Origin of the sequence: Methanogenium sp. S4BF (assembly GCF_029633965.1) — an archaeon.
GTDB lineage: Archaea > Halobacteriota > Methanomicrobia > Methanomicrobiales > Methanomicrobiaceae > Methanogenium.
Map to the genome: position 1 here is coordinate 2,317,739 of NZ_CP091277.1, position 20,521 is coordinate 2,338,259.

The following is a 20,521-nucleotide window of genomic DNA, read 5'->3' on the forward strand; positions in this document are numbered from 1 at the left end:
GACATGTATTATAAGATGACGCTTGAAGACAAGGTGCGGGTCCCTCCCAGCCGTCTTTGGGATAAGGAGATAACAAATGAACAGGATAATGTGGATTATCTTGATCATATCAAGGTCGTTGTTCTGGATGTATTGCAGGAACAGCTTGAGGGGAGCATCGACAAGGCGATTGGTATCTTTATCGCCGTGACAAAGATCTGTGACATTGGTGAAGGGGACATCATCCCTGGTGACGGCGGAGTGTATTATTCTGTTACATTCGAGGCGATTGTCCTGCGTGTGGCCCATCAGGAGGTCATTGAGGGTGTTGTAGTGGAGACCACCAGTTTCGGCGCGTTTGTCTCTCTCGGTCCTATTGATGCGATGCTCCATGTGAGCCAGATCTCTGATGATTACATCAATTATGATGAGAAGAATGGTATGCTTATCTGCCAGGATACAAAGCGCCAGATTAAAGCCGGTGACGGATTGCGGGGGCGGGTTGTTGCACTGTCTCTCTCTGAGCGTGAACCCCGTGAGTCAAAGATAGGTCTTACCATGCGTCAGTCGGGTCTTGGAACAACAACCTGGCTCGATGAAGAATTTGAAGCGGAGAAGGCCGGAAATGGCGCCTAAAAAACAACCGAATGTCTGCCGCGGCTGTCACCGGGTGGTTGATGGTGAGTCGTGTGTGATGTGCGGTTCCTCCAATCTCACGCAGGACTGGGCAGGGTATCTGGTCATTATTGATCCAAAACATTCAGATATTGCAAAAAAGATGAATGTGGATACTCCCGGACGAGTGGCACTGAAGGTCCGGTGATGGATTATATTCTCCCGGATGGGTGCCGGAAATATTTCCGGGATCCATTTGGTCCTCTTTTTCCTGATATTGCGACAGCAGAGAGCGTATTTGCCGGATGCGTGATTATTGCAGTTGGCGATGTCGTCACACAGAATCTGGTGGATGCAGGTATCATTCCGGATCTTGCGGTGATTGACGGGAGTACCATGCGCGAGCCCTGTGATCGGGTACTGGATCTTCCGGTGCCGGAGGTTGTGGTGGTAAATCCTGCCGGGATGGTGACAGGTGTTCTCATCCGGGCGATTGAGGATGCAATGCATGCGGGGCCAAGTCTCATCCGTGTGGATGGCGAAGAAGATCTCGCAGTCATTCCGGCTGTACGGGCCGCACCGGACGGCGCCTGTGTGCTTTACGGGCAACCCGGGGAAGGGGTTGTCGTAATAAAAGTGGATGAACATTCCCGTGATCGGGCAGAAGTGCTCTTTCGCCTCTTTGTGGCGGAGTGAATGAGTGCAGGATTTTTGATCACGACTTTTAAGTAAATCAATTAACAATATTGTAGGGATATCGATGGATTTTGAATTTGCACGTGATGAATACAACGGGCTGTTAAAGAGGAGAGAACTTGAATTCCTCCTCACATTTGAGGGGGCAACTCCCTCACGCCGTCAGATTCTCGGAAAACTCTGCGCTCTGCAGAACGTTCCTGAGGACCGTGTGGTGCTTGACTCACTCAAAACAAGCTTTGGAAAGCAGGATCTGAACGGATACGCACGCATTTATGAAGATGCAAAGACTCTGAAGGAGACCGAACCGGATTACCTTATTGAGCGCAGCCGTGCTCCAGAGAGCGAAGAAGGCGCTGAGGAGGCATAGGAATGGCCGTAAAACGCTGTGAATATTATTCCATTGAGGGAAACACTGCAGTTCCCCAGCGCAAGTCATGTCCGCGCTGTGGTCCGGGTGTCTTTATGGCAGAGCACAAGGACCGTGTTTCATGCGGCAAGTGCGGATATACAGAATTTAAGCAATAGACGATGCCTGAAACTGGGCGGATTCTTGGGATTGAGGGGACTGCATGGAACCTCAGTGCCGCTGTTTTTGGCGATGAACGCATCATCGCACTTCATTCATCTCCGTACAGCCCACCTTCGGGCGGGATTCACCCGCGCGAGGCGGCGCAGCATCATGCGGGTGAGATGAAGGCTGTCATTTCCGAGGTGCTCACCGACCCGTCGGAGATAACGGCCGTTGCATTCTCACAGGGTCCGGGTCTTGGCCCCTGCCTTCGGACGGTGGCTACCGCCGCGCGTGCGATTGCAGTTGCCCTGGGGGTGCCCCTGATTGGTGTGAATCACTGTGTGGCGCATGTGGAGATCGGCCGCTGGGCCTGTGGATGTGATGATCCGATAGTCCTGTATGCAAGCGGTGCCAATACGCAGGTGCTTGGCTATCTGGGCAGCCGGTACCGAATATTTGGTGAAACACTGGATATCGGTCTGGGCAATGGCCTGGACAAGTTTGCGCGTGCGAAGGGAATGACGCATCCCGGCGGCCCGCAGATAGAGGCACTTGCCCGTGAGGGGGTGCCCATCTCACTGCCCTATACGGTCAAAGGGATGGATCTTGCCTTCTCAGGCCTTGTGAGTGCCGCTCAGGAGGCACAGGCACCCCTTGAGGATGTCTGTTCCGGCCTGCAGGAGACGGCCTTTTCCATGTGTGTAGAGGTGACTGAGCGGGCTCTGGCGCACTCGGGCAAGGACGAGGTGCTTCTTGTTGGCGGTGTCGGTGCAAACGGCCGCCTGCAGGAGATGCTCAGAACGATGTGTGATGAGCGTGGTGCAGCCTTTTATGTGCCTGAGAGGCGGTTTATCGGTGATAATGGCGCAATGATTGCCTACACCGGTGCGCTGATGCTTGCAGCCGGCCAGACACTCCCGCTCGAAGAATCCGGGGTCAATCCCGGATACCGGTCTGACGAAGTTGAGGTGGGCTGGCGCGATGCCGGTGCTGATGCCGCGTATGCCATGGCTGATGTGATGGGTGGCGGTGGTGCACGCGGTGCTGAGGCTGCTGTCACGGCGGTGGGTGATGATGTGCTGAAGCGGCGGCTCCCGAAAGGATACCGGACCCCTACGTTGGATCACCGGCTGATATCCGAACGGACACGCGCTGAGGCACGGATGATCTCCGCTGCCCGTGCGGCCGGGGTGCGGACGCCGGTTATTCGGGATGTGACTGCTGATACTATCCGGATGGAGTGCATCGAAGGCACACTCCTGAAGCATGTGCTCACACCGGAGCATATCCGTGACGCAGGTGTCTGTGTCGGCCGCCTGCACGGGGCCGGAATCATTCACGGGGACCTTACCACCAGTAATATCATCATATCGGACGGTGTGCCGGTCTTCATCGACTTTGGTCTTTCCTACCGGTCAGATGAGACAGAATCACAGGGCGTGGATATCCATGTCCTCTTCCAGACGCTTGAGAGCACGTCATGCAATGCAGAATGCCTGAAAGAGGAGTTTGTTCGCGGGTATGGTGCGGCCTTCCCCGGGGCTGCAGATGTAATCGAACGGGTGGATGAAATCCGTCAGCGCGGGAGGTATTTATGACATTCACCGTTGTTACCAGCAATGAAAACAAGGCACGGGAGGTGGCGGCCTTCTTTGCAGGGGTGGCTGAGGTACGACATACCTTTCTCGAGATTCCTGAGTTCCGGGATAATGATGTGGGTGTTATTGCAGAGGAGAAGGCACGGTATGCGTGGAATGTCCTGCGCTGCCCGCTTATTGTCGATGACACCGGATTCTTTGTGGCCGCATTGAACGGGTTTCCGGGCCCCTATGCTGCATATGTGCTGGATACCATCGGCATGGAAGGTATTCTCCGCCTCCTTGAGGGGGCAGAAGATCGATCTGCATACTTTGAAACGGCGATTGCCTTTGCAGATGGCGAGGGCACTATCCGTGTGTTCCGGGGCGTGGTCGAGGGCACTGTCGTCGCCCCCCGCGGAGCAGAAGGGTTTGGCTATGATCCCATATTCTCGGTGGATGGGCGGACGTTTGCGGAACGGACGCTTGCAGAGAAGGCAACGATGTCACACCGGGGGCGTGCCCTTGTGGCGCTGCGCCGGTTTCTGGTGTCGGGTGAGTCTTCTGAAGGGCCGTCAGAACCAAAATCTTAATACTTCTCACTGCGACGTATAAAGAACTGAATAGTACGAGGGTTAGAGCAATTATGGCACGTTTTCCAGAAGCAGAGGCACGCCTCCTTGATAAAAAAATTTGCATGCGTTGCAATGCACGCAATGCACCGCGGGCAACGATGTGCCGCAAGTGTGGATATCAGAATCTCCGTCCGAAAAACAAGGAACGTAAAGGATAATATTTTTCGGGGAATTTTGCCTGCAAAACCCCGTTTAAGGTCTGGTCACGCCGTATAGTATGTGACCTTTTTTCCTTTTTCGCTGTATTCTCCCTGAAATGTTTCGATGTTACGTTTGTAGCCGATTCTGTCAGTGACGCCGAGATTCCTGAGTACCTCGCGGATACGCATGACGTCCTCTTCATCTTCCCAGTCTCCGGTATAGACGTAGGTGACCATCCGCTCGTCCCATGACTCCGGGTTCTGTTTTGCTGTTGATACCTTGGCTGATATGCCAAGTTCTCCTGCTGCGGTTGCATCCCGAATTTTCCTCCAGAGTTCATCTGTCTGGTCGGGATCCAGAAATATCAGCCATTTGCCTGCTTTTTCGGTATCCGCACATCCGGGGTCGTACCCGGGTGCATCAATAAGAATCCAGAAGATCTTTGTGGTCTTAGTAGGGATAACGCCCTCTCCTTCAATGAAGAGCCGATAGATGGCATCGGGCGACCCGTATTCATCGGTCAGTGCATCGGCAAGGAATGGATAGTCAGCGGAAAATGATGCAAAAATATCGGTGAGTTCCGGTGAGAAGTCAGTGTTGGTTTCAACCAGTTCAAACAGGGATTTTCCCTGTTTGCGAAGCTCTTTGTTCAGGAAAACCTCAAAGAGCCCGTAGGCAACGTCTGCGAGTGCCTCCCCGTCGGTGTCCATGGTATTCGATTTTAACGCGGTATCATTTATACCACTCGATTTAATTATGCGGAAAAAAAAGTCAGGGGAGGTTTTCAATGACAAGCTCTGCAGCACGTCTTCCGGAAAGGAGCATCCCGCCGAAGATGGGCCCCATGCGGGTCTCTCCTGCAACAGCATTTGCCGCCATGCCGGCGACGATGAGGCCGGGGAATACTTCTTTGGTGTGTTCGAGAATATTTGTCTCGGCTCGGTCTGCCCACATGAATCCTTCTCCTGCAATGGGCAGATCTCCTCCCTTGTTCCGTACCTGGTGGGCGACCGTTGCATCGTGGCCGGTGGCATCGATGGTATATTTTGCCCGGAGGGTAAGGGGATCGATATGGAGGTGTGCCATCTCGACTGCGGTCCAGTTGATGACAAGGCCCGAGACGCGTCCGTCCCCTTTGACAACGACATCTTCAACCATGGTGACATTGAAGAATTCGGCACCGGCGTCACAGGCTGCAGCGGTTAAGTGGGAAACCGCCTCGACCGACGATGCGACATAGTAGTTCTCCTGATATTCTTTGTAGGTAATGCCGAATTTATCGAGAATAGGGCGGGCCTCTTCCTGAACTACAATTCGGGGGAACATCATGCCGCCACCCCACATGCCGCCGCCGACAGAGAGCTTCTTTTCGATGACTCCGGTCTTTATTCCCGCCTCAGCAAGGTATGCTGCAGCAGTTAGTCCTGACGGCCCGGCACCGACTACTGCGCATTCAAGGTCGAGGTAATTCATCATGACAGAATGCTGTTCTTCGAGAATCGCCCGGCTGATTGTTACTTCATCGAGTTCTTTTCGTCCCATGTGTGTTTATTATTCGATGTACGGCTATATGAATCGGGTGACACGATGGGGGTGAATGGTGATTGTCACACTGAATAGCTATATCCGATCGGCGATGAAACAATAAAGGTTATGAAATGGAAGAGAGACTGGGGGCTGACCCGCCGTGTCTTTATGACCTGGGCATTGCTCCTGTTAGTGTACCTGTTCTTCCTCGGGTTCCTCAACTGGGTTCTTCCGAATTCATTCGGGATGCTGCTTGGATTCGTTGTTGTATTTGGATTAATACAGTACTTCTTCTCCGCAAAGCTTGTCCTGATGAGCACCCACGCACGGGTGGTGGGGGAGGACGAATATCCTGAACTTCATCAGATGATAGGCAAACTCTGTCAGGAGGCAGACCTTCCGATGCCAAAGATTGCAGTGATGCCGTCGCCGGTGCCGAATGCCTTTGCAACCGGACGAAACCCCAAGAATGCAGTAGTGGCAGTCACAGACTCCATCATGCGGACGCTGAACCGGGAAGAGCTTGAGGCGGTGCTTGCCCATGAACTCTCACACGTGAAGAACCGTGACATTCTCACGATGACGGTGGCATCTTTCATTGCGATGCTTGCGTCTTTGATCATGCAGAATGCATTGTTCTACTCGATATTTGACAACCGGAACAGCAATGGCGCATGGATTATTGCATGGATTGTCTCCATTGCGGTCTGGCTGATTGCAACGATTCTCATGATGAGCCTCTCGCGCTATCGTGAATATGCAGCAGATCGTGGCAGCGCCTATATCACCGGAAACCCGGCGGCACTCCGGTCTGCGCTCACAAAGATCAGCGGCAGAATGGATCAGGTGCCTGCAAAGAAGAAAGAGGAGATCTCCGGTGCAAATATGTTCTATATTCTTCCGGCTCTCTCCGGAAAGAGTTTCATGGAGCTCTTTGCTACCCATCCGCCGTTTGAAAAACGCCTCGCGGCACTCGAGAAGATCGAGCAGGAGATGAAGGGTTTCTCCTGACCTTCGTCTTTTCAGATAATATATCTTTAATACGAATCAGAGACAACGTTATCGGGCACAAGGGTTGCCTGTGCGCACCGATGGTCTAGTGGCATGACTTTGGCCTTCCAAGCCAATAGCCCGGGTTCAATTCCCGGTCGGTGCATCATTTTCCCGGTTCTAATTCTTTGATAATTCTAAGTATCTCATTGCATTCCTCTGTTTTCAATATTAATGTACAGTGATTTCGGTGTCTTTTTCTGTATAGAGATGAAATCCAGATTCCATGCAGAAGCAGGTGTGTATGGGTATTGTCTGCCTGTGTGTGCTCGGTGCGATCGCGTGTGCCGGATGCACGTCACAGCAGGAGACAAAGGTATATGATCAATCGTCGATGGCGGACCTTGCCGCGTATGTGCAGGATGCAGCGGGCTACGTCCAGACAGCAGGAAAAGAAATCGCTCTCACGGCGTTTGACGCACCTGACGGTTCGTTCATCCTTGGTGACTGGTATATCTACGCCTATGATTATGACGGAATCCTGCAGGCCCACCCCTATGAACAGGATGCTGTCGGGACATACCGCGGTAACTGGACGGATGTTCGCGGCCTGCCGGTGATTGAAATTGCACAGGAGACGGCCGCAAACGGCGGCGGATATATTGCGTACCTCTATCCTGCCCCGGAGGGCGGCGTCATCAATGAGTCGGCCACAGAGACGTATGAGCCAAAGATTGGCTACGCCTACCCTGCAGGTGACGACCTATGGCTGGGGTCAGGGATGTACTTCGGTGACACAGCAGCAGGTGAAGACCGGTATCCGGCTGCCATCACCGGGATGATCGCCCTTGTCGAGGATGGTGCACTCTATGCAGAGACTGAGGGGTCAGATGAGGCACTCGCCGCGATCGGCAACGTCTCCGGGCCGTTTGTGGATGCAGAGGGACATTACCTGTACGCCTATGACTACAACAGCACCCTTGTTGCCCATCCGTACCTCGGTGAACGCGTGGGAGATAATCTGATGGAGAAGGAAGGGCCCTTCGGGATGAAGATGATCCGTGCCCTCTCGGAGACTGCAGCAGAAGGTGGCGGTTTTGTCGTCTTTGTCTGGCCCAACCCCGACAACGGCAATCTCGAGGAGCTCAAGATTGGGTATGTGCTGCCGGTGAATGATGAATGGTGGGTAGGCTCGGGCACCTATCTGAGCGAGATCACGGGTGTTGATTCTGCCCTCGTTGTCCGGTGATGTAACGGGTACACATATCTTTTTTCTGACCCGGTGTGCTTCACCGGTAATCGGAATTATTCCATTGTTTCAAAACCCTTATCCATCTGAACGAACAAACTATAGAGGCTGGAGGGCTCGTGGTCTAGCTGGTTATGACGTCGCCTTCACACGGCGGAGGTCCTGAGTTCGAATCTCAGCGGGCCCATTTCCGTTTTTGTTTGACTTTTCGCTGAAAGATGTGGATATAATTATTCACCCTTTATTTCAGATCAGTTCATACTCACTCAGACTGCACCACGCGAGGGGTTATTCTCTGGAAAACAATGACGCCTGATGTTTGATTTTCATTTGCATCCCGAATGGGACGCATGTCAATGATTTGCACAGACTCTTCCCGCCGGTGAGCACCGTAACGTATAACTGGCAGATCATCTTATGGTGACTGATTCCCCGGAAGCGGAATATCGTGATGAAAGGAGTCGATGAGGATGCACGAGTGTTTTACCCGACAACATCGCCTGCTCGGCACTGCCGCAGCCTGGGTCGTATTCTTCCTCATGATCGCATACGCTGTTACGCTGGTCCTTGGTATGCTCTCTCTCTCGGTTCGCCGGATGATCCGATCGGTGATCCTTATTTCTCTCTGTTGGAAATTTTCATCATTTTGATGGCACCGGCGATGGTCGTTGTCATGGTCGCGGTCCACGCCTACGCCACTTCCAATGCAAAGGCATATAGTTGTACAGCGCTTGCATGCATGATTGTGGTAGCGACGATAACCTCCAGCCTCCACTTCGTTATTCTTACGGTAAGCCGCGACATCGAGGCTGCCGGGTTCCCGTATGCTTCACTTCTCTTCTCCTTCGAATGGCCGTCTGTTGTATATGCATTGGATATACTTGCATGGGACGTTTTCTTTGCCCTCTCAATGCTCTTTGCTGCATCCGTATTCAGGAGAGATCGACTGGAAACAGTGGTCCGAACCCTTATGATCGCCAGCGGAGTACTGAGCCTCGCAGGGCTCATCGGTGTACCGCTTGCAGACATGAGTATCCGGAATATTGGCATTCTGGGCTACGTTGGAGTTAGTCTGGTGGTGTTTCCCCTGCTGGGTATCATCTTCTGGCGAACCCGTGAGGAACCGGAATGAGATGAGAGTAGGTAAGTCCTGCCCACAGTTGACATCTGCGGCTACAGATGTGATGGCTCCGGCTCTATGTGATTCCGGGAGTGGCTCGTAAAATTTCATACGTTCTTACTTCACCATTTCCCGCGAAACGGGATAAAAACCCTGGATTATGGTCGCTGCGTCTGCAGCTCACCCGTCCGGAAAGATATTCTTCCCTTTCTCCGTGTATTCGAGAACACCGATGGTTTTCAGGAAATTGACTTCGCTGTCGACCTCCCATCCCTCGACGAGTTGTCCGTTTGCGATGCGCCAGATGAAGATCATCATCATCGTCACCGTCTTCCCGGTGGGTGGGAGCGATACGCCATAGAGATTCCATTCACCGGTATGGGTCCCCGTGGCCTTCACGCATACCCACACCTTATCTCCTTCGGCAATCATGTCCACAATATCTTCATGCCAGTCGGGGAACCCATTGAATGCGATTTTAAAGAGCGTTTTGAAGGATTCACGCCCTTCCTGCTGATGGGTGTGGTCAATATAGTCGGGTGCCACCAGTTCGTCGAAGAGCTCCATGTTTCGCGCATTGTAGGCATCAATAAACCGACGGACAAGCAATTTGTTATCTTCCCGTGACATTGGGCATCACCCTTCGATGCATCATTGTACTATTTAGGCGTTATTGGCGCTGGTATGGAAGGTATTCCGGATCGCAGTACAGACATGATTCCTGTGATATGCATCAGGCGGGCATTCAGATACACTGTATTCTATTCTCCCGCCTCTTTGTGAGTGCGGTCTCGATCACCGCATAGAGCTGTTTGTGGGTGAACGGCGTTGTGAGAAAACCTTCATAGAGCGTGCCGAATTCTGCCACAATGTCTGCCGTTTCCTGATGTGCGGAGTACATAATCACCGGAATATCCATCGCCCCGGGGTTTGCCTTAATCCGTTCAAGGGTGTCCCGGCCGTCATCGCAGAAAAAAAGGGTGATAACGTTTCCATCACCTCCCTGCCCCTTTCAGGTACTCACAGGGCTTCAATGTCGGTAAACATCCACCACGGCCCGTCTTCATTCTCATCGGCATACCATGCCGTCAGGTCAAACCCGTAGAAGAGGTAGAATACACCGTCTAAGACCGCTCCGTTGGGCTGCCAGTAGAACCGGTAAGTCCCCTGGGCGGCCCCGAGATCCGGTAACGTGTACGGCTGGTACGGAGCGCCCCACACGCCTGTCGTCTTGTCCAGTTTCATGATCATCGGGACATACGTATCAGGGTTGTACGCCACTCCCGGATCGTGGTCCTCCGCATACACCAGCGCGATGGTGCCATCGCCCAGGTCCGTCAGGAACGGCCGCCCGAGGTAACTTACATCACCGGTTTCCATGACTTTCGAATTGTACACGACCCCTGCAGAAACATTACATACCCGAATCTTTTGCGATTCGTCCTTTACCGCCACGAGTGCACGGACATCGCTACCATCCGGGGCGTAGTACACGGCGCCGGGGGGTGCCTTCACATTCGGTGAACCGAAGACCGGTCCTGCATCGTACCAGGTGTCTCCGAAATCATCGCTGAATGCCCAATAGAGCGGCTTATCGTAATCCTTTGCATAGTAGATATATAGCCGGTGGTTGAGCGGGTTGTATACCGGCGCGACCTCCCAGCCATTTTCTTTCGTGGAAAGGTAGTTGCCTGTGTAGTCGTCCTGGATCTTCAGCCAGTCAGCATCCTCCCAGACATTGCCGTTCAATCTCGTGAAGTAGAGATTTCCGTTGCGTCCTGTAACAAACACAAACAACTTCTCCGGGCCATTCGGGTATTGAACTACCAGCGGTGCAGGTTCGGCATAGGATGTGCCATCCCACAGCTGCGAGGCGCCGGAGAGATAGCCGTCCCTGAATGTCCGAACCTGGATGCGATAGAAGTCATCAGAGAATATCTTGGTACTCGAGTACCAGATGGAGAAGACGTATAACCGATCGTTGTAATAGATTCCCCTCGCGTTATCTGAGGATTCGAACTGTCCCCACCCGTCGGGCCATTCCATGCCCGGCAGCGGCGGACTGCCGCCCAGGTCGAAGAGGGCATAATCCGATCCGATAACGTTATCGACTTTCAGAATGAATCGTCCGGTCAGACCTTCAGGCACCCTGAAGCTGGTGGAGTTCATGCTCCAGTCCACGATCTTTCCCTTCTCGATTTCTATTTCCATCTCTTCTTCGACATCAACATACGCGAGGCGGATTACTCCCTGCTTATCGCCGAAGAAGTTTCCTGCAATCGTGACAATATCACCGTCCAGCGTCAATCCCTCTTCTTCTAAGATCTCCGGCTTTTGGATGGTGAAGGGGGCATAGGTCATCGGGTCGGCGGCCTTTTTATCCCCCTGCATCAGGACCGTGATGGTGTAGTCCCCGGCGGGATGAACTTTGAACACCTTACAGATGATCTCTGTGTCGCTCCAGTCCACCACCTGGAGTTTATCGTCACCCAGCAGGACCTCTCCTCTCTTATCGCCGAAGCCTGAGCCGGTGATTGTCAGCTTGGTTCCCACGGTGCCCTCTGAGGGACTCACGTCGGATATCCCGGCTGCAGCCACTCCCGCGACACCCGTCAGGGTGATCAGGATAACGGCAAGAGCCAGAATCATAAATTTCTTTGTCATTGCTTCATCTCCCTGGCCGCGTTTTCCCTCGTTGAGCCGGGTCGGCGGCCACGTCATCGCCCGGACCAAGGCTTGTGGCAGAGCGAGATCGCTTCTGCTCAGCTCACACCCCCCCGGTTCTGCGGTAGAAAAGCACCTCTGGTGTTGAACATGGGCATCGTGCCGCAGACAGAGGTAGTCACTGATAGCCATTGTTGGTGATAAACATTTCTCGTGTTTTAGGGTATCGTAGGTCGTTTGGGCGATATTTCTGAAATTTACCTGATATTTGCCGCGTATTTAGTTTAACAACATGTGCACCGTGAAGGTAAAATCAATCCGGAAAACAGGATGATATCGGCTCAACCCGATCGGTAGTGACAGAGATGTGTATCCCGAGTACTGTAGAGTACCAAACAAGGATTCATTCTTCCATCACCGGCAGTCCTCACAAGAACAGGCTTCGGTTTTGCATCCCCACATCATCATGAAGAGTCCGAGGATCAGATGTTGATACCGCCGGGAATTACTGATGACCTTCGACGCTGGCGCGGCGGGACGGATGTCAGTTAGCCGTGGCAGATCTGACCCTCAGTATCGGGCATCAACCAATAAAAAGAACATGCGGGATGGGGGTCTGCCCTATCCCGCCAGTCATCGCAGGAAAAAAAGGGAGATCCCTTTTATCCGTCACCTCCCTGTCCCTCTCAGGGACCAAGGTCGGCCACTTTAAACTTCCACCAGGGACCGTCATTCGTATCATCACTATACCAGGCAGTCAGTTCGAACCCGTAGAAGAGGTAGAAGTTATCGTTATACATTGCACCATTGGGCTGCCATTGGAATGTATATGTCCCCTGAGCGGTTCCGAGATCAGGTAAGGCATAGAGCTGGTACCCGTCGCTCCAAACGCCTGTCGTTTTATTGAACTTCTTGATGTATGGAAGGTACCAATCGCCGTTTATAGCAGCATTCGGTGAGTGGTTCTCTCCGTACACCAGCGCGATGGTGCCATCGCCAATGTCCGTCAGGAACGGCCGGCCCATATCTTCCACATTCCCGGTATCCAGGATTTCCGAATTGACCACTGAACCCATCGCAATGTGACAGAGACGTATCTGCTGGGATGTGTCCTGTACCGCCAGGAGTACATCTGTTGACGGGATATCAGGGGGAACATAGAAGACAGCACCGGGCGACGACGTCACTACAGGAGAATCGTACACTTTTCCGCCATAATGCCAGTCGTATCCAAAATTATCACTGTAAACAAAGTAGAGGTAATCTTTGTAATCCTTGGCGTAGTAGACATATATCCGGTTGGTTATCGGGTTGAATACCGGAGCAACCTCCCAACCATCTGCTTTTGTTGTTGGAGTTACGCCTGTGAAAGTGTCCTGAATCTTCAGCCAGTCGCCGTCCTCCCAGACATTACCATTCAATCTCGTGAAGTAGAGATTTCCATTGCGTCCTGTAACAAACACAAACAACTTCTCCGGGCCATTCGGGTATTGAACTACCAGCGGTGCGGGTTCGGCATAGGATGTGCCATCCCACAACTGTGAGGCACCGGAGAGCACGCCGTCCTTGAACGTCCGGACCTCGATGCGATAGAAATTATCTGAGAATATCTGAGTACTCGAGTACCAGAGGGAGAATATGTAGAGTTGGTCGTTGTAATAGACCCCTCTGGCGTTATCGGTGGATTCGTATTGTCCCCACCCGTCCGGCCAGACCATACCCACCAGCGGCGGACCGCCTTCCAGATCCAGGAGGGCGTAATCCGTTCCAATAACGTTATCGACTTCCAGAATGAATCGTCCTGTCAGACCTTCAGGCACCCTGAAGCTGGTGGAGTTCATGCTCCAGTCCACGATCTTTCCCTTCTCTATTTCTATCTCCATCTCTTCTTTGACATCAGCATACGCGAGGCGGATTACTCCCTGCTTATCGCCGAAGAACTTTCCTTCAATCGTGACAATATCACCGTCCAGCGTCAATCCCTCTTCTTCTAAGATCTCCGGCTTTTGGATGGTGAAGGGGGCATAGGTCATCGGATCGGCAACCTTTTTATCCCCCTGCATCAGGACCGTGATGGTGTAGTCCCCGGCGGGATGAACTTTGAACACCTTACAGATGATCTCTGTGTCGCTCCAGTCCACCACCTGGAGTTTATCGTCACCCAGCAGGACCTCTCCTCTCTTATCGCCGAAGCCGGAGCCGGTGATTGTCAGCTCGGTTCCCACGGTGCCCTCTGAGGGACTCACGTCGGATATCCCGGCCGCAGCCACTCCCGCGACACCCGTCAGGGTGATCAGGATAACGGCAAGAGCCAGAATCATAAATTTCTTTGTCATTGATCCATCTCCCTGGCCGCGTTTTCCCTCGTTGAGCCGGGTCGGCGGCCACGTCATCGCCCGGACCAAGGCTGTGGCAGAGCGAGATCGCTCCTGCTCAGCTCATCCCCCGGTTCTGCGGTAGAAAAGCACCTCTGGCATTGAACGAGGGCATCGGGCCGCAGACAGAGGTAATCACTGATAGCCATTGTTGGTGATAAATATATCTCTCAATCTGGTCTGAAAAAACGAATATTTGTCACTTTTTGCGTAATTAACTCTATATAGTCGCTTTTTTTAGTTTGTAATCAAATGAGCTCGCAAAAGTACATATTGTCTATTAAACATGAATATTTTCGGATCACTGTGAGATCTGTAGTTTCAATTTTATTTACGCCGGGCAAGAGCAGTGCCACGTCGCCATAGGCGCCCATGCCCGGGTCATACATGAAATCAGATCCATCGTCGCTACGAATCCGCATAAAAAAACAGAGGTGTTCCTTGGAACATCATAAATCCGGCATTTGCCGCCTCATTCCTACACCCGAAATACCAGCAGGTTCCAGTAATTCACCCACCACATCATCAGGAAGAGCCCGATGACAACGAGGGTATAATGCAGCCGGTGCCGGAGCGTCCACCATGACCGCCTCCAGACCGGCAGAAGGAATATGGTGCTTGCCACCGACAGCAGGGCTGCGATGACCGGGACTGAAAGGGCCATCGCAAGGGCAGGAGGTGTAGTCCGGTCGAACATGTACGACTGGATCAACGCTGCATCTGCCGTGACCGCCGGAAGAAGAATGAGGACGAAGAGGAGAACGAGAAGGGCTGCTGTCCCCGTAACCATCCGTGCACAGAACGGCAGCTGCGAAGATGGTGCTGTTCTTTTGTCCGTTTTCGTTGGTTCATCCGCGTTCATCTCTCCATTATCCGGACTGTAAGCCCGTCGGCAAATCGCCATCAGGGGCCAGAGGAGGGCCGTCAGCAGAATGATGGTGGCCGCATTCTTCACCGCATCCACGAATCCATCCGTCCCATACCATGGCACCCGTTCGAAGGCCATGATCGGGACGTTTTCGAGGCAAAGGAGCGTCACATCGCCGTCTGCATTCTCCCGAAAGACCACATCCCCCGCATAGGTATTCGCCCCGTTTGTCTGAGCAAAGACACCCGGTTCGATCTCGGTATAGGGGGTGGGTGTTTTCCCGCTTCGCATAAGGAGAATCGTCCCCCCCTCGCCTGCCGCGGCCTGTATCTGCTGGGGCGGCGAGAGATAATACTCGAACGTCCGGTAGTTGTGGCGTGTCGACTGGTAGGTGCCTGCAAACGCTTGAACGGATGGTGCAGGAGCCGTTCCGTCATAGGCTTCCTCCAGTCCGGCCGGTTCACCCCCGGTCGCTGTCTCGTCATCGTCCGGGAAGAAATGGTCGACGAACGCCATCAGGAGATCATTTCTCGCTGAGTTCCCCCCGGGGCTGTTGTAGGAGACGAAATATCCTGTCTTTCTCTCCGGGATAATGACCAGCAGGGAATGGAAGGTGTCGGTATCGCCTCCGTGGGTTATGATCCGCTCGCCCTCAATGTGGTTTTCATAAAACCCGAGGCACATGCTGCTGACACGTGGGTCGTTTGCGAATGCCGGGGCGTGCATAAGGGAGGCGGTATCTGAAGAGAGAATCTCCACACCGTTCCATGTGCCGTTTTCCATGTGAACCGCGGCGAATTTCGCCATGTCGGCCGCCGTGGAGCTGATCGTCCCCGCCGGACCGATGACAAAGACGGTGTCCGGAACGGCCACATTCGCCTCTCCGGTATAGTGATACCCTGAGGCAGTTGCCGCGTCAGCCTCTGGTGTGAGTGGATAGGAGACAATGGTGTCCGTCATACCAAGCGGGGTGAGGATGTTCTCCTGTACATACTGCCCATAGGGGATCCCGGTGATATCCTCAATAATGACTGCAGCAAGTGTTGTGCCATAATTCGAGTAGGCGGTGACTGTCCCCGGCGGATAGACGATGGCGGGGATGTTATCCCTGCAGTAGATCCTGAATGAGTAGAGATCCGCTGCATCGGCCACAGCGAAATGCACCTCCTGCTCCTCGAATCCTGCCGAATGGGTCATCAGGTGCCGCATGGTCACCGGCTGTCCGGGGTAGGTGTCCGGGAGAGAGAAACCGGTCAGATACGTATTGACATCCGTATCGAGATCAATTCTTCCTTCCTCCACCAGCTGCATAACACAGGTCCAAGTGAAGAGCTTGGTTATTGATCCGATATGAAAGTGTGTCGCTTCCGGGTCGACTGTATTTTTACTATCAATGTCAGAATACCCGTATCCTTTTGCAAAGATCAGCTCTCCGTCCTGCACGACAGAGACCACGGCACCTGGTATGTTGTACTCCGCCAGTCCTGCAGGAACCGCTGTGTTAAAAAATGCTTCAACATCAGAGGGATTTATGAGCTCTTGATCGGTAGATGGCCCGGTGCCATCTGCATGTACCGGTGGACATGCAAGAAGGAATAACGCCATAAGAACGATAATGCTCATACGAATCATCCCGGAAATCCCGGTTTTCTGAGGATTACAGCATGCAGAATTCATCTGTAATTGAATCCTCGTTCTATTCATTATTAAAATGAATTGGGGCATTTGAAATCAGAATTAATGTCCTTTGCCTATTCTGCCCGGATGCGTGCCGATCACATCACCATTATAATGTAATATCCCTTTATCCGGGTCTGATCAGGGATGTACCAGCCAAAATATATCACCGGTCTCGCAAAGGTGCCGGGCCTTTCAGCAGCTGAAAAACAGGCCCTTGCCAAGGTTCAAGATAAATTTGCCTTTCGTTCAAACGAATATTATCTTTCTCTTATTGATTGGAGCGACCCTCATGATCCGATACGAAGAATCGTCATTCCTGATCCGGCAGAGCTTGAGGAGTGGGGAACACTTGACGCCTCGGAGGAGTCCCAGTATATCGTTGCGCCCGGAATGGAGCACAAATATGAACAGACGGCACTTGTTCTGGTAAGTGATATGTGTGCGGGATTCTGTCGGTACTGTTTTAGAAAGAGGCTGTTTATGGATACAAACAGAGAGGTTGTACGGGATATTTCCAAAGATTTGTCCTACATCGCATCCCACCCGGAGATAACAAATGTCCTCCTCAGCGGGGGGGATACTCTGTTTCTTTCAACAAAACAGCTTGAAAACATCATCCGGCAGTTCAGGGAAATAGACCACGTCCGCATAATCCGGATCGGGACCAAAGTTCCGGCATACAACCCCTACCGGATACTCAATGACCCTCAGCTTCCTGATGTGATCAGGAAATATGGAACGGACGAAAAAAAGATCTATATCATCACGCAGTTCAATCATCCACGGGAACTGACAAAACCGGCGATCCGGGGGATTAATATCCTGCAGGATGCAGGTGCGGTATTCGCCAACCAAACGCCGATTCTTCGGGGAATAAACGATGATCCTGATGTCGTGGCTGAGCTGCACCGGAATCTTTCCTTTGTCGGCATTGCCCCATACTATGTGTTTCAGTGCCGTCCTACCCTCGGGAACCGGCATTTCGTTGTACCGGTTGAGGAGGCATATTTCATCCTTGAAAAAGCAAAAATGAACTGTTCGGGGCTTGCAAAGCGGTTCACCTTTGCGATGTCCCATGTCTGCGGAAAGATCGCCGTGGTGGGTGTGGACGATGAGAGAACATACATGAAATACCACCAGGCAGCAAGTTGGGATGATATTGGGAAGTGTATGAGCTTTAACAGAACTCCCGGGGCATTGTGGTTTGATGATTATGGATGTCCTGTCTCTGAAAAAAGGGTTGAATGAACATTCGGGCCAATAAATCCCGTTTATTTCTTTTCCGGAAGAATTTCCCCTGATCGGCGTACATTTAATCCCTGCGGTGTATTTAGAAATATGGGCACCCCAAGATCCGTAATTCCGCTGACCTTTGCTGTTTTCATTCTCATCTGCATTGCCGGATGTACCGGCATATCCGGAGATCCTGCGGAAGGTTCTTCTCCGAAAGCTGCATCATCTGCAGATGATCTGTATTCACAAGCACAGGCTGCAATGAAGGACGAACAGTACAGGACTGCCGGGATGCTCTTTGAAGAGGCATATTCACGTTATTCAGACTCAGGTGACGCTGAAAAAGCCCTTGCTGGCAGGAATGAAATGTTTCGTGCGAACAGGACAATATTGGAGTATCCGTTCAACAAAACGGGCGCAGAGGCAGATCTGATGATGAAAGTTTCCGGGATCACAGACGCTGAAATAGATAACTGGCTGTCCTGTCATGCCCAGAAGATCCGTTCAGATGGGGAGACTCTCTATTATGAAGGAATATCGGCTGATTACCTCTATGCAAATTATAACCTTTTACGGGGAACCGCAGACAAAAGCATCGATTTTGGGTGTCTGGCGCGTTATGCGATTCAAAATGGATCTCCTTCCTCACTGTCCGGGGGAAGTCTGCCGTATGGAAACCCGGTGTATTACACGGGAACTGAAAAGCTGCAAATACCGGCTGAGATGCTTCCTGAAATCGGTATGCTGAAGATCTGGTATCCACTCCCGCTGGAGACGGAATCGCAAAGAAATATTTCGGTAGTAAATCTGTCAGATGAAGAGTATATCGTAAACGGACCGGTAACGACAGGAGGGATAGGATATGTCTCCTATGAGATTCCGGCTGAAAATATTGACGGGGACCTTATACTCACAGCGGATATCGGATACACCTCATATGAACAGATATTTGAGGTAGATCCGGATACTGTCGAGGCGTATGATACAGATGACCCGGAATATCTGCTGTATACAAAATCTGCACGGAATATTGAAATCACGGATGAAATACAGGAAAGGGCAGCAGAAATTGTCGGCAGTGAAACCAATCCGTATCTCCGGGCACAAATGATCTACCGGTATATCATTGACACATACCCATACAGCCACACCCCGCATTTGTCTCTTGATACCATTGAACCGAAAACGGCAGAATCGACATATCTGTTCACTACCGGACACGGTGACTGCGGGACACAGAGCATGTTCTTCTCAGCACTGTGCCGTTCCCTTGGCATACCTGCCCGGACAACCGGCGGATACCAGATGCTGTTGTCAGACACTCCCGGCGCTCATTTCTGGGCTGAATACTACATCGAAGGGTATGGATGGATTCCCTGTGATCCAACGGTTGCAGAGATAGCCGACTGGCTCGACACATCAGATGAGAACCGGGAACTGTTTAAGGAATCGCTCTCCTCCAACCTTGATCCGGCAAGATTTGTCATCCAGAAAGATGTCGATGCAGAAATGGTGCCCTCTTTTCCGGACGGTGCAGTCGTATTCAGACTGGTTCTGCAGAAGCCTGCAATCATCTCCGAAGCGGGAGAGTATGATCTGGATCTATTGTCCGGAGATTATTTTTCCATAAGGTTGGAGGCCGGGACTGAAATCTAATGTATTGCATTTTTTGAATTCTATTCGTGATACGGACTCCAGAGGGGGGGAGACCACATTATGAGCCGGCGAGGATGAACACGGGGTATGATGGGAGCAGGAATAAATTACGGCTATGGGGGGAAACGGGATTGTGGTGATGGGATGAGGGACCCTGTTGTCGGGATGCACCCATCGAGCCGCAACAGAGAATGGGTGTCGGTGAAGAGCCGGAAGAGAACCGAAATCCCCCGAAGGATGCCGGGAATGGGGTGTCCGGCTAATCTGAGGAAGGATCCCTTTCGACCACGGGCTCCCGGATCATCCCGGTGTGCATGATCCCGGAGTCCGGCAGGGTGACCTGCTCAGCCACCCGGAACCCGAAGTGTTCGTAGAGCCCGATGTTCCCCTCGTTCTGGGTGTTCAGGTAGCAGGCCATCTGTTTTTCGTCCAGCCATTCGAGCATCGGGTGGATCAGCCTCCCTCCAAATCCCTTTCCCTGGTAGCGGGGGTCAACCCCGATGAAGAAGAGGTAGCAGTGGGGGCCGGGAAGGTGCTTTTTGTGGTAAAGATCGACCTGATCAGAGAATGCGAGGAGCCGGTCCATCCCGTCCTTCCCGAGCCCTCTCTGCAGCGCCATCCCCCCGGACCAGATGGCCCGCCAGAACGTGATCTCCGATCGCTCCGAGGGAAGCCAGACGGCAACTCCTTCGAGGTTTGGGGAGGTGGCCATGACCCGGCCGTACCTTAGTCCATAGCGGAGTTCGAATGCGAAGAGGTGCCTCCCCTTCTCTTTCCGGGAATCTTCGTCCGGGAGAATGTGCGTCAGCTTCGAATCATTGAAAAATGATCTGACGAGCATCTCGCTGGCCGGGCCTATCTGATCTTTTGACAGACGGATGAGGTTCCAGTCATTGCTACCCATGTCTCTTCACAGGAGGATAATACCGGGCTGTGGTATATGGTTCTTTCGTCACTGAATGAATAGCGAAGACCATGAGATCCACGAGAGGCGCGGATCAA

At 52.4% G+C, this 20,521-nt stretch carries 22 protein-coding genes and 2 tRNA genes; 16 read left to right on the forward strand and 8 right to left on the reverse strand.

Annotated features, from left to right (window positions below):
• Positions 1-3: 3 nt before the first annotated feature.
• The 8 genes from L1S32_RS11105 (at position 4) to L1S32_RS11140 (ending at position 4,174) form a co-directional block, all read left to right on the forward strand.
• Complete coding sequence (locus L1S32_RS11105; protein ID WP_278155166.1) at positions 4-615, forward strand: DNA-directed RNA polymerase; 612 nt, start codon at positions 4-6, stop codon at positions 613-615.
• Entirely contained in the window at positions 605-802 is a 198-nt protein-coding gene (gene spt4, locus L1S32_RS11110; protein ID WP_278155167.1) for a transcription elongation factor subunit Spt4, read from the forward strand. The genes L1S32_RS11105 and spt4 overlap by 11 nt, the downstream gene beginning before the upstream one ends.
• Positions 802-1,290, forward strand: a complete 489-nt coding sequence (locus L1S32_RS11115) for a GTP-dependent dephospho-CoA kinase family protein (protein ID WP_278155168.1) — start codon at positions 802-804, stop codon at positions 1,288-1,290. The genes spt4 and L1S32_RS11115 overlap by 1 nt, the downstream gene beginning before the upstream one ends.
• A gap of 64 nt (positions 1,291-1,354) precedes the next feature.
• Positions 1,355-1,660: a 30S ribosomal protein S24e gene (locus L1S32_RS11120; protein ID WP_278155169.1), complete on the forward strand. Its 306-nt coding sequence runs from the start codon at positions 1,355-1,357 to the stop codon at positions 1,658-1,660.
• A 2-nt stretch (positions 1,661-1,662) separates the two neighbouring features.
• On the forward strand, positions 1,663-1,818 hold the full coding sequence (locus L1S32_RS11125) for a 30S ribosomal protein S27ae (RefSeq protein ID WP_278155170.1): 156 nt from the start codon (positions 1,663-1,665) through the stop codon (positions 1,816-1,818).
• A gap of 3 nt (positions 1,819-1,821) precedes the next feature.
• Positions 1,822-3,402, forward strand: a complete 1,581-nt coding sequence (locus tag L1S32_RS11130; RefSeq protein WP_278155171.1) for a bifunctional N(6)-L-threonylcarbamoyladenine synthase/serine/threonine protein kinase — start codon at positions 1,822-1,824, stop codon at positions 3,400-3,402.
• A complete protein-coding gene (rdgB, locus tag L1S32_RS11135; protein WP_278155172.1) occupies positions 3,399-3,974 on the forward strand; it encodes an RdgB/HAM1 family non-canonical purine NTP pyrophosphatase in 576 nt (191 codons plus the stop codon). Before L1S32_RS11130 ends, rdgB begins: the two co-directional genes overlap by 4 nt.
• A gap of 53 nt (positions 3,975-4,027) precedes the next feature.
• Entirely contained in the window at positions 4,028-4,174 is a 147-nt protein-coding gene (locus tag L1S32_RS11140; RefSeq protein WP_278155173.1) for a 50S ribosomal protein L40e, read from the forward strand.
• A gap of 45 nt (positions 4,175-4,219) precedes the next feature.
• On the opposite strand, the gene L1S32_RS11145 is transcribed toward L1S32_RS11140, so the two are convergent.
• Complete coding sequence (locus tag L1S32_RS11145; protein ID WP_278155174.1) at positions 4,220-4,867, reverse strand: putative phosphothreonine lyase domain-containg protein; 648 nt, start codon at positions 4,865-4,867, stop codon at positions 4,220-4,222.
• A 61-nt stretch (positions 4,868-4,928) separates the two neighbouring features.
• Complete coding sequence (locus L1S32_RS11150) at positions 4,929-5,699, reverse strand: sulfide-dependent adenosine diphosphate thiazole synthase (protein ID WP_278155175.1); 771 nt, start codon at positions 5,697-5,699, stop codon at positions 4,929-4,931.
• A gap of 111 nt (positions 5,700-5,810) precedes the next feature.
• Between L1S32_RS11150 and htpX the strand changes: the two genes are divergently transcribed.
• The 6 genes from htpX (at position 5,811) to L1S32_RS11180 (ending at position 9,055) form a co-directional block, all read left to right on the forward strand.
• Positions 5,811-6,695: a zinc metalloprotease HtpX gene (gene htpX / locus L1S32_RS11155; protein ID WP_278155176.1), complete on the forward strand. Its 885-nt coding sequence runs from the start codon at positions 5,811-5,813 to the stop codon at positions 6,693-6,695.
• A gap of 74 nt (positions 6,696-6,769) precedes the next feature.
• Positions 6,770-6,840: transfer RNA gene (locus L1S32_RS11160), tRNA-Gly, on the forward strand.
• Positions 6,841-6,960: 120 nt separating this feature from the next.
• A complete protein-coding gene (locus tag L1S32_RS11165; protein WP_278155177.1) occupies positions 6,961-7,923 on the forward strand; it encodes a cache domain-containing protein in 963 nt (320 codons plus the stop codon).
• 113 nt (positions 7,924-8,036) lie between these two features.
• Positions 8,037-8,110: transfer RNA gene (locus L1S32_RS11170), tRNA-Val, on the forward strand.
• Between the two features lie 283 nt (positions 8,111-8,393).
• Complete coding sequence (locus L1S32_RS11175) at positions 8,394-8,573, forward strand: hypothetical protein (protein WP_278155178.1); 180 nt, start codon at positions 8,394-8,396, stop codon at positions 8,571-8,573.
• Positions 8,573-9,055, forward strand: coding sequence for a hypothetical protein (locus L1S32_RS11180; protein ID WP_278155179.1), 483 nt, complete (start codon positions 8,573-8,575; stop codon positions 9,053-9,055). Before L1S32_RS11175 ends, L1S32_RS11180 begins: the two co-directional genes overlap by 1 nt.
• A gap of 168 nt (positions 9,056-9,223) precedes the next feature.
• On the opposite strand, the gene L1S32_RS11185 is transcribed toward L1S32_RS11180, so the two are convergent.
• The 5 genes from L1S32_RS11185 to L1S32_RS11205 form a co-directional block, all read right to left on the reverse strand.
• Positions 9,224-9,673 carry an ester cyclase gene (locus tag L1S32_RS11185; protein WP_278155180.1) on the reverse strand — a complete coding sequence of 150 codons (450 nt, stop codon included), beginning with the start codon at positions 9,671-9,673 and terminating at the stop codon, positions 9,224-9,226.
• A 115-nt stretch (positions 9,674-9,788) separates the two neighbouring features.
• Positions 9,789-9,944, reverse strand: a complete 156-nt coding sequence (locus L1S32_RS11190; protein WP_278155181.1) for a hypothetical protein — start codon at positions 9,942-9,944, stop codon at positions 9,789-9,791.
• 119 nt (positions 9,945-10,063) lie between these two features.
• Positions 10,064-11,764 carry an IPT/TIG domain-containing protein gene (locus L1S32_RS11195; RefSeq protein WP_278155182.1) on the reverse strand — a complete coding sequence of 567 codons (1,701 nt, stop codon included), beginning with the start codon at positions 11,762-11,764 and terminating at the stop codon, positions 10,064-10,066.
• A 629-nt stretch (positions 11,765-12,393) separates the two neighbouring features.
• Positions 12,394-14,043: an IPT/TIG domain-containing protein gene (locus L1S32_RS11200; protein WP_278155183.1), complete on the reverse strand. Its 1,650-nt coding sequence runs from the start codon at positions 14,041-14,043 to the stop codon at positions 12,394-12,396.
• Between the two features lie 517 nt (positions 14,044-14,560).
• Entirely contained in the window at positions 14,561-16,573 is a 2,013-nt protein-coding gene (locus L1S32_RS11205; RefSeq protein WP_278155184.1) for a serine hydrolase domain-containing protein, read from the reverse strand.
• 201 nt (positions 16,574-16,774) lie between these two features.
• On the opposite strand from L1S32_RS11205, the gene L1S32_RS11210 reads away from it, so the two are divergent.
• Both L1S32_RS11210 and L1S32_RS11215 read left to right on the forward strand, forming a co-directional pair.
• Positions 16,775-17,878 carry a KamA family radical SAM protein gene (locus L1S32_RS11210; protein WP_278155185.1) on the forward strand — a complete coding sequence of 368 codons (1,104 nt, stop codon included), beginning with the start codon at positions 16,775-16,777 and terminating at the stop codon, positions 17,876-17,878.
• Positions 17,879-17,968: 90 nt separating this feature from the next.
• Entirely contained in the window at positions 17,969-19,519 is a 1,551-nt protein-coding gene (locus tag L1S32_RS11215) for a transglutaminase domain-containing protein (RefSeq protein WP_278155186.1), read from the forward strand.
• Between the two features lie 259 nt (positions 19,520-19,778).
• Here L1S32_RS11215 and L1S32_RS11220 read toward each other — a convergent pair whose 3' ends face one another.
• Complete coding sequence (locus tag L1S32_RS11220; RefSeq protein ID WP_278155187.1) at positions 19,779-20,423, reverse strand: GNAT family N-acetyltransferase; 645 nt, start codon at positions 20,421-20,423, stop codon at positions 19,779-19,781.
• Between the last annotated feature and the right edge of the window lie 98 nt (positions 20,424-20,521).

What these genes read in the sequence shown, in the direction of transcription:
- L1S32_RS11205 (WP_278155184.1), bottom strand. Translation starts at nt 16,573, where the DNA reads ATGAGCATTATCGTTCTTATGGCGTTATTCCTTCTTGCATGTCCACCG.
- rdgB (WP_278155172.1), top strand. Translation starts at nt 3,399, where the DNA reads ATGACATTCACCGTTGTTACCAGCAATGAAAACAAGGCACGGGAGGTG.
- L1S32_RS11115 (WP_278155168.1), top strand. Translation starts at nt 802, where the DNA reads ATGGATTATATTCTCCCGGATGGGTGCCGGAAATATTTCCGGGATCCA.
- L1S32_RS11105 (WP_278155166.1), top strand. Translation starts at nt 4, where the DNA reads ATGTATTATAAGATGACGCTTGAAGACAAGGTGCGGGTCCCTCCCAGC.
- L1S32_RS11185 (WP_278155180.1), bottom strand. Translation starts at nt 9,673, where the DNA reads ATGTCACGGGAAGATAACAAATTGCTTGTCCGTCGGTTTATTGATGCC.
- L1S32_RS11215 (WP_278155186.1), top strand. Translation starts at nt 17,969, where the DNA reads ATGGGCACCCCAAGATCCGTAATTCCGCTGACCTTTGCTGTTTTCATT.
- L1S32_RS11125 (WP_278155170.1), top strand. Translation starts at nt 1,663, where the DNA reads ATGGCCGTAAAACGCTGTGAATATTATTCCATTGAGGGAAACACTGCA.
- L1S32_RS11120 (WP_278155169.1), top strand. Translation starts at nt 1,355, where the DNA reads ATGGATTTTGAATTTGCACGTGATGAATACAACGGGCTGTTAAAGAGG.
- L1S32_RS11195 (WP_278155182.1), bottom strand. Translation starts at nt 11,764, where the DNA reads ATGACGTGGCCGCCGACCCGGCTCAACGAGGGAAAACGCGGCCAGGGA.
- spt4 (WP_278155167.1), top strand. Translation starts at nt 605, where the DNA reads ATGGCGCCTAAAAAACAACCGAATGTCTGCCGCGGCTGTCACCGGGTG.
- L1S32_RS11175 (WP_278155178.1), top strand. Translation starts at nt 8,394, where the DNA reads ATGCACGAGTGTTTTACCCGACAACATCGCCTGCTCGGCACTGCCGCA.
- htpX (WP_278155176.1), top strand. Translation starts at nt 5,811, where the DNA reads ATGAAATGGAAGAGAGACTGGGGGCTGACCCGCCGTGTCTTTATGACC.
- L1S32_RS11145 (WP_278155174.1), bottom strand. Translation starts at nt 4,867, where the DNA reads ATGGACACCGACGGGGAGGCACTCGCAGACGTTGCCTACGGGCTCTTT.
- L1S32_RS11210 (WP_278155185.1), top strand. Translation starts at nt 16,775, where the DNA reads ATGTACCAGCCAAAATATATCACCGGTCTCGCAAAGGTGCCGGGCCTT.
- L1S32_RS11165 (WP_278155177.1), top strand. Translation starts at nt 6,961, where the DNA reads ATGCAGAAGCAGGTGTGTATGGGTATTGTCTGCCTGTGTGTGCTCGGT.
- L1S32_RS11130 (WP_278155171.1), top strand. Translation starts at nt 1,822, where the DNA reads ATGCCTGAAACTGGGCGGATTCTTGGGATTGAGGGGACTGCATGGAAC.
- L1S32_RS11150 (WP_278155175.1), bottom strand. Translation starts at nt 5,699, where the DNA reads ATGGGACGAAAAGAACTCGATGAAGTAACAATCAGCCGGGCGATTCTC.
- L1S32_RS11140 (WP_278155173.1), top strand. Translation starts at nt 4,028, where the DNA reads ATGGCACGTTTTCCAGAAGCAGAGGCACGCCTCCTTGATAAAAAAATT.
- L1S32_RS11180 (WP_278155179.1), top strand. Translation starts at nt 8,573, where the DNA reads ATGGCACCGGCGATGGTCGTTGTCATGGTCGCGGTCCACGCCTACGCC.
- L1S32_RS11200 (WP_278155183.1), bottom strand. Translation starts at nt 14,043, where the DNA reads ATGACAAAGAAATTTATGATTCTGGCTCTTGCCGTTATCCTGATCACC.
- L1S32_RS11190 (WP_278155181.1), bottom strand. Translation starts at nt 9,944, where the DNA reads ATGTACTCCGCACATCAGGAAACGGCAGACATTGTGGCAGAATTCGGC.
- L1S32_RS11220 (WP_278155187.1), bottom strand. Translation starts at nt 20,423, where the DNA reads ATGGGTAGCAATGACTGGAACCTCATCCGTCTGTCAAAAGATCAGATA.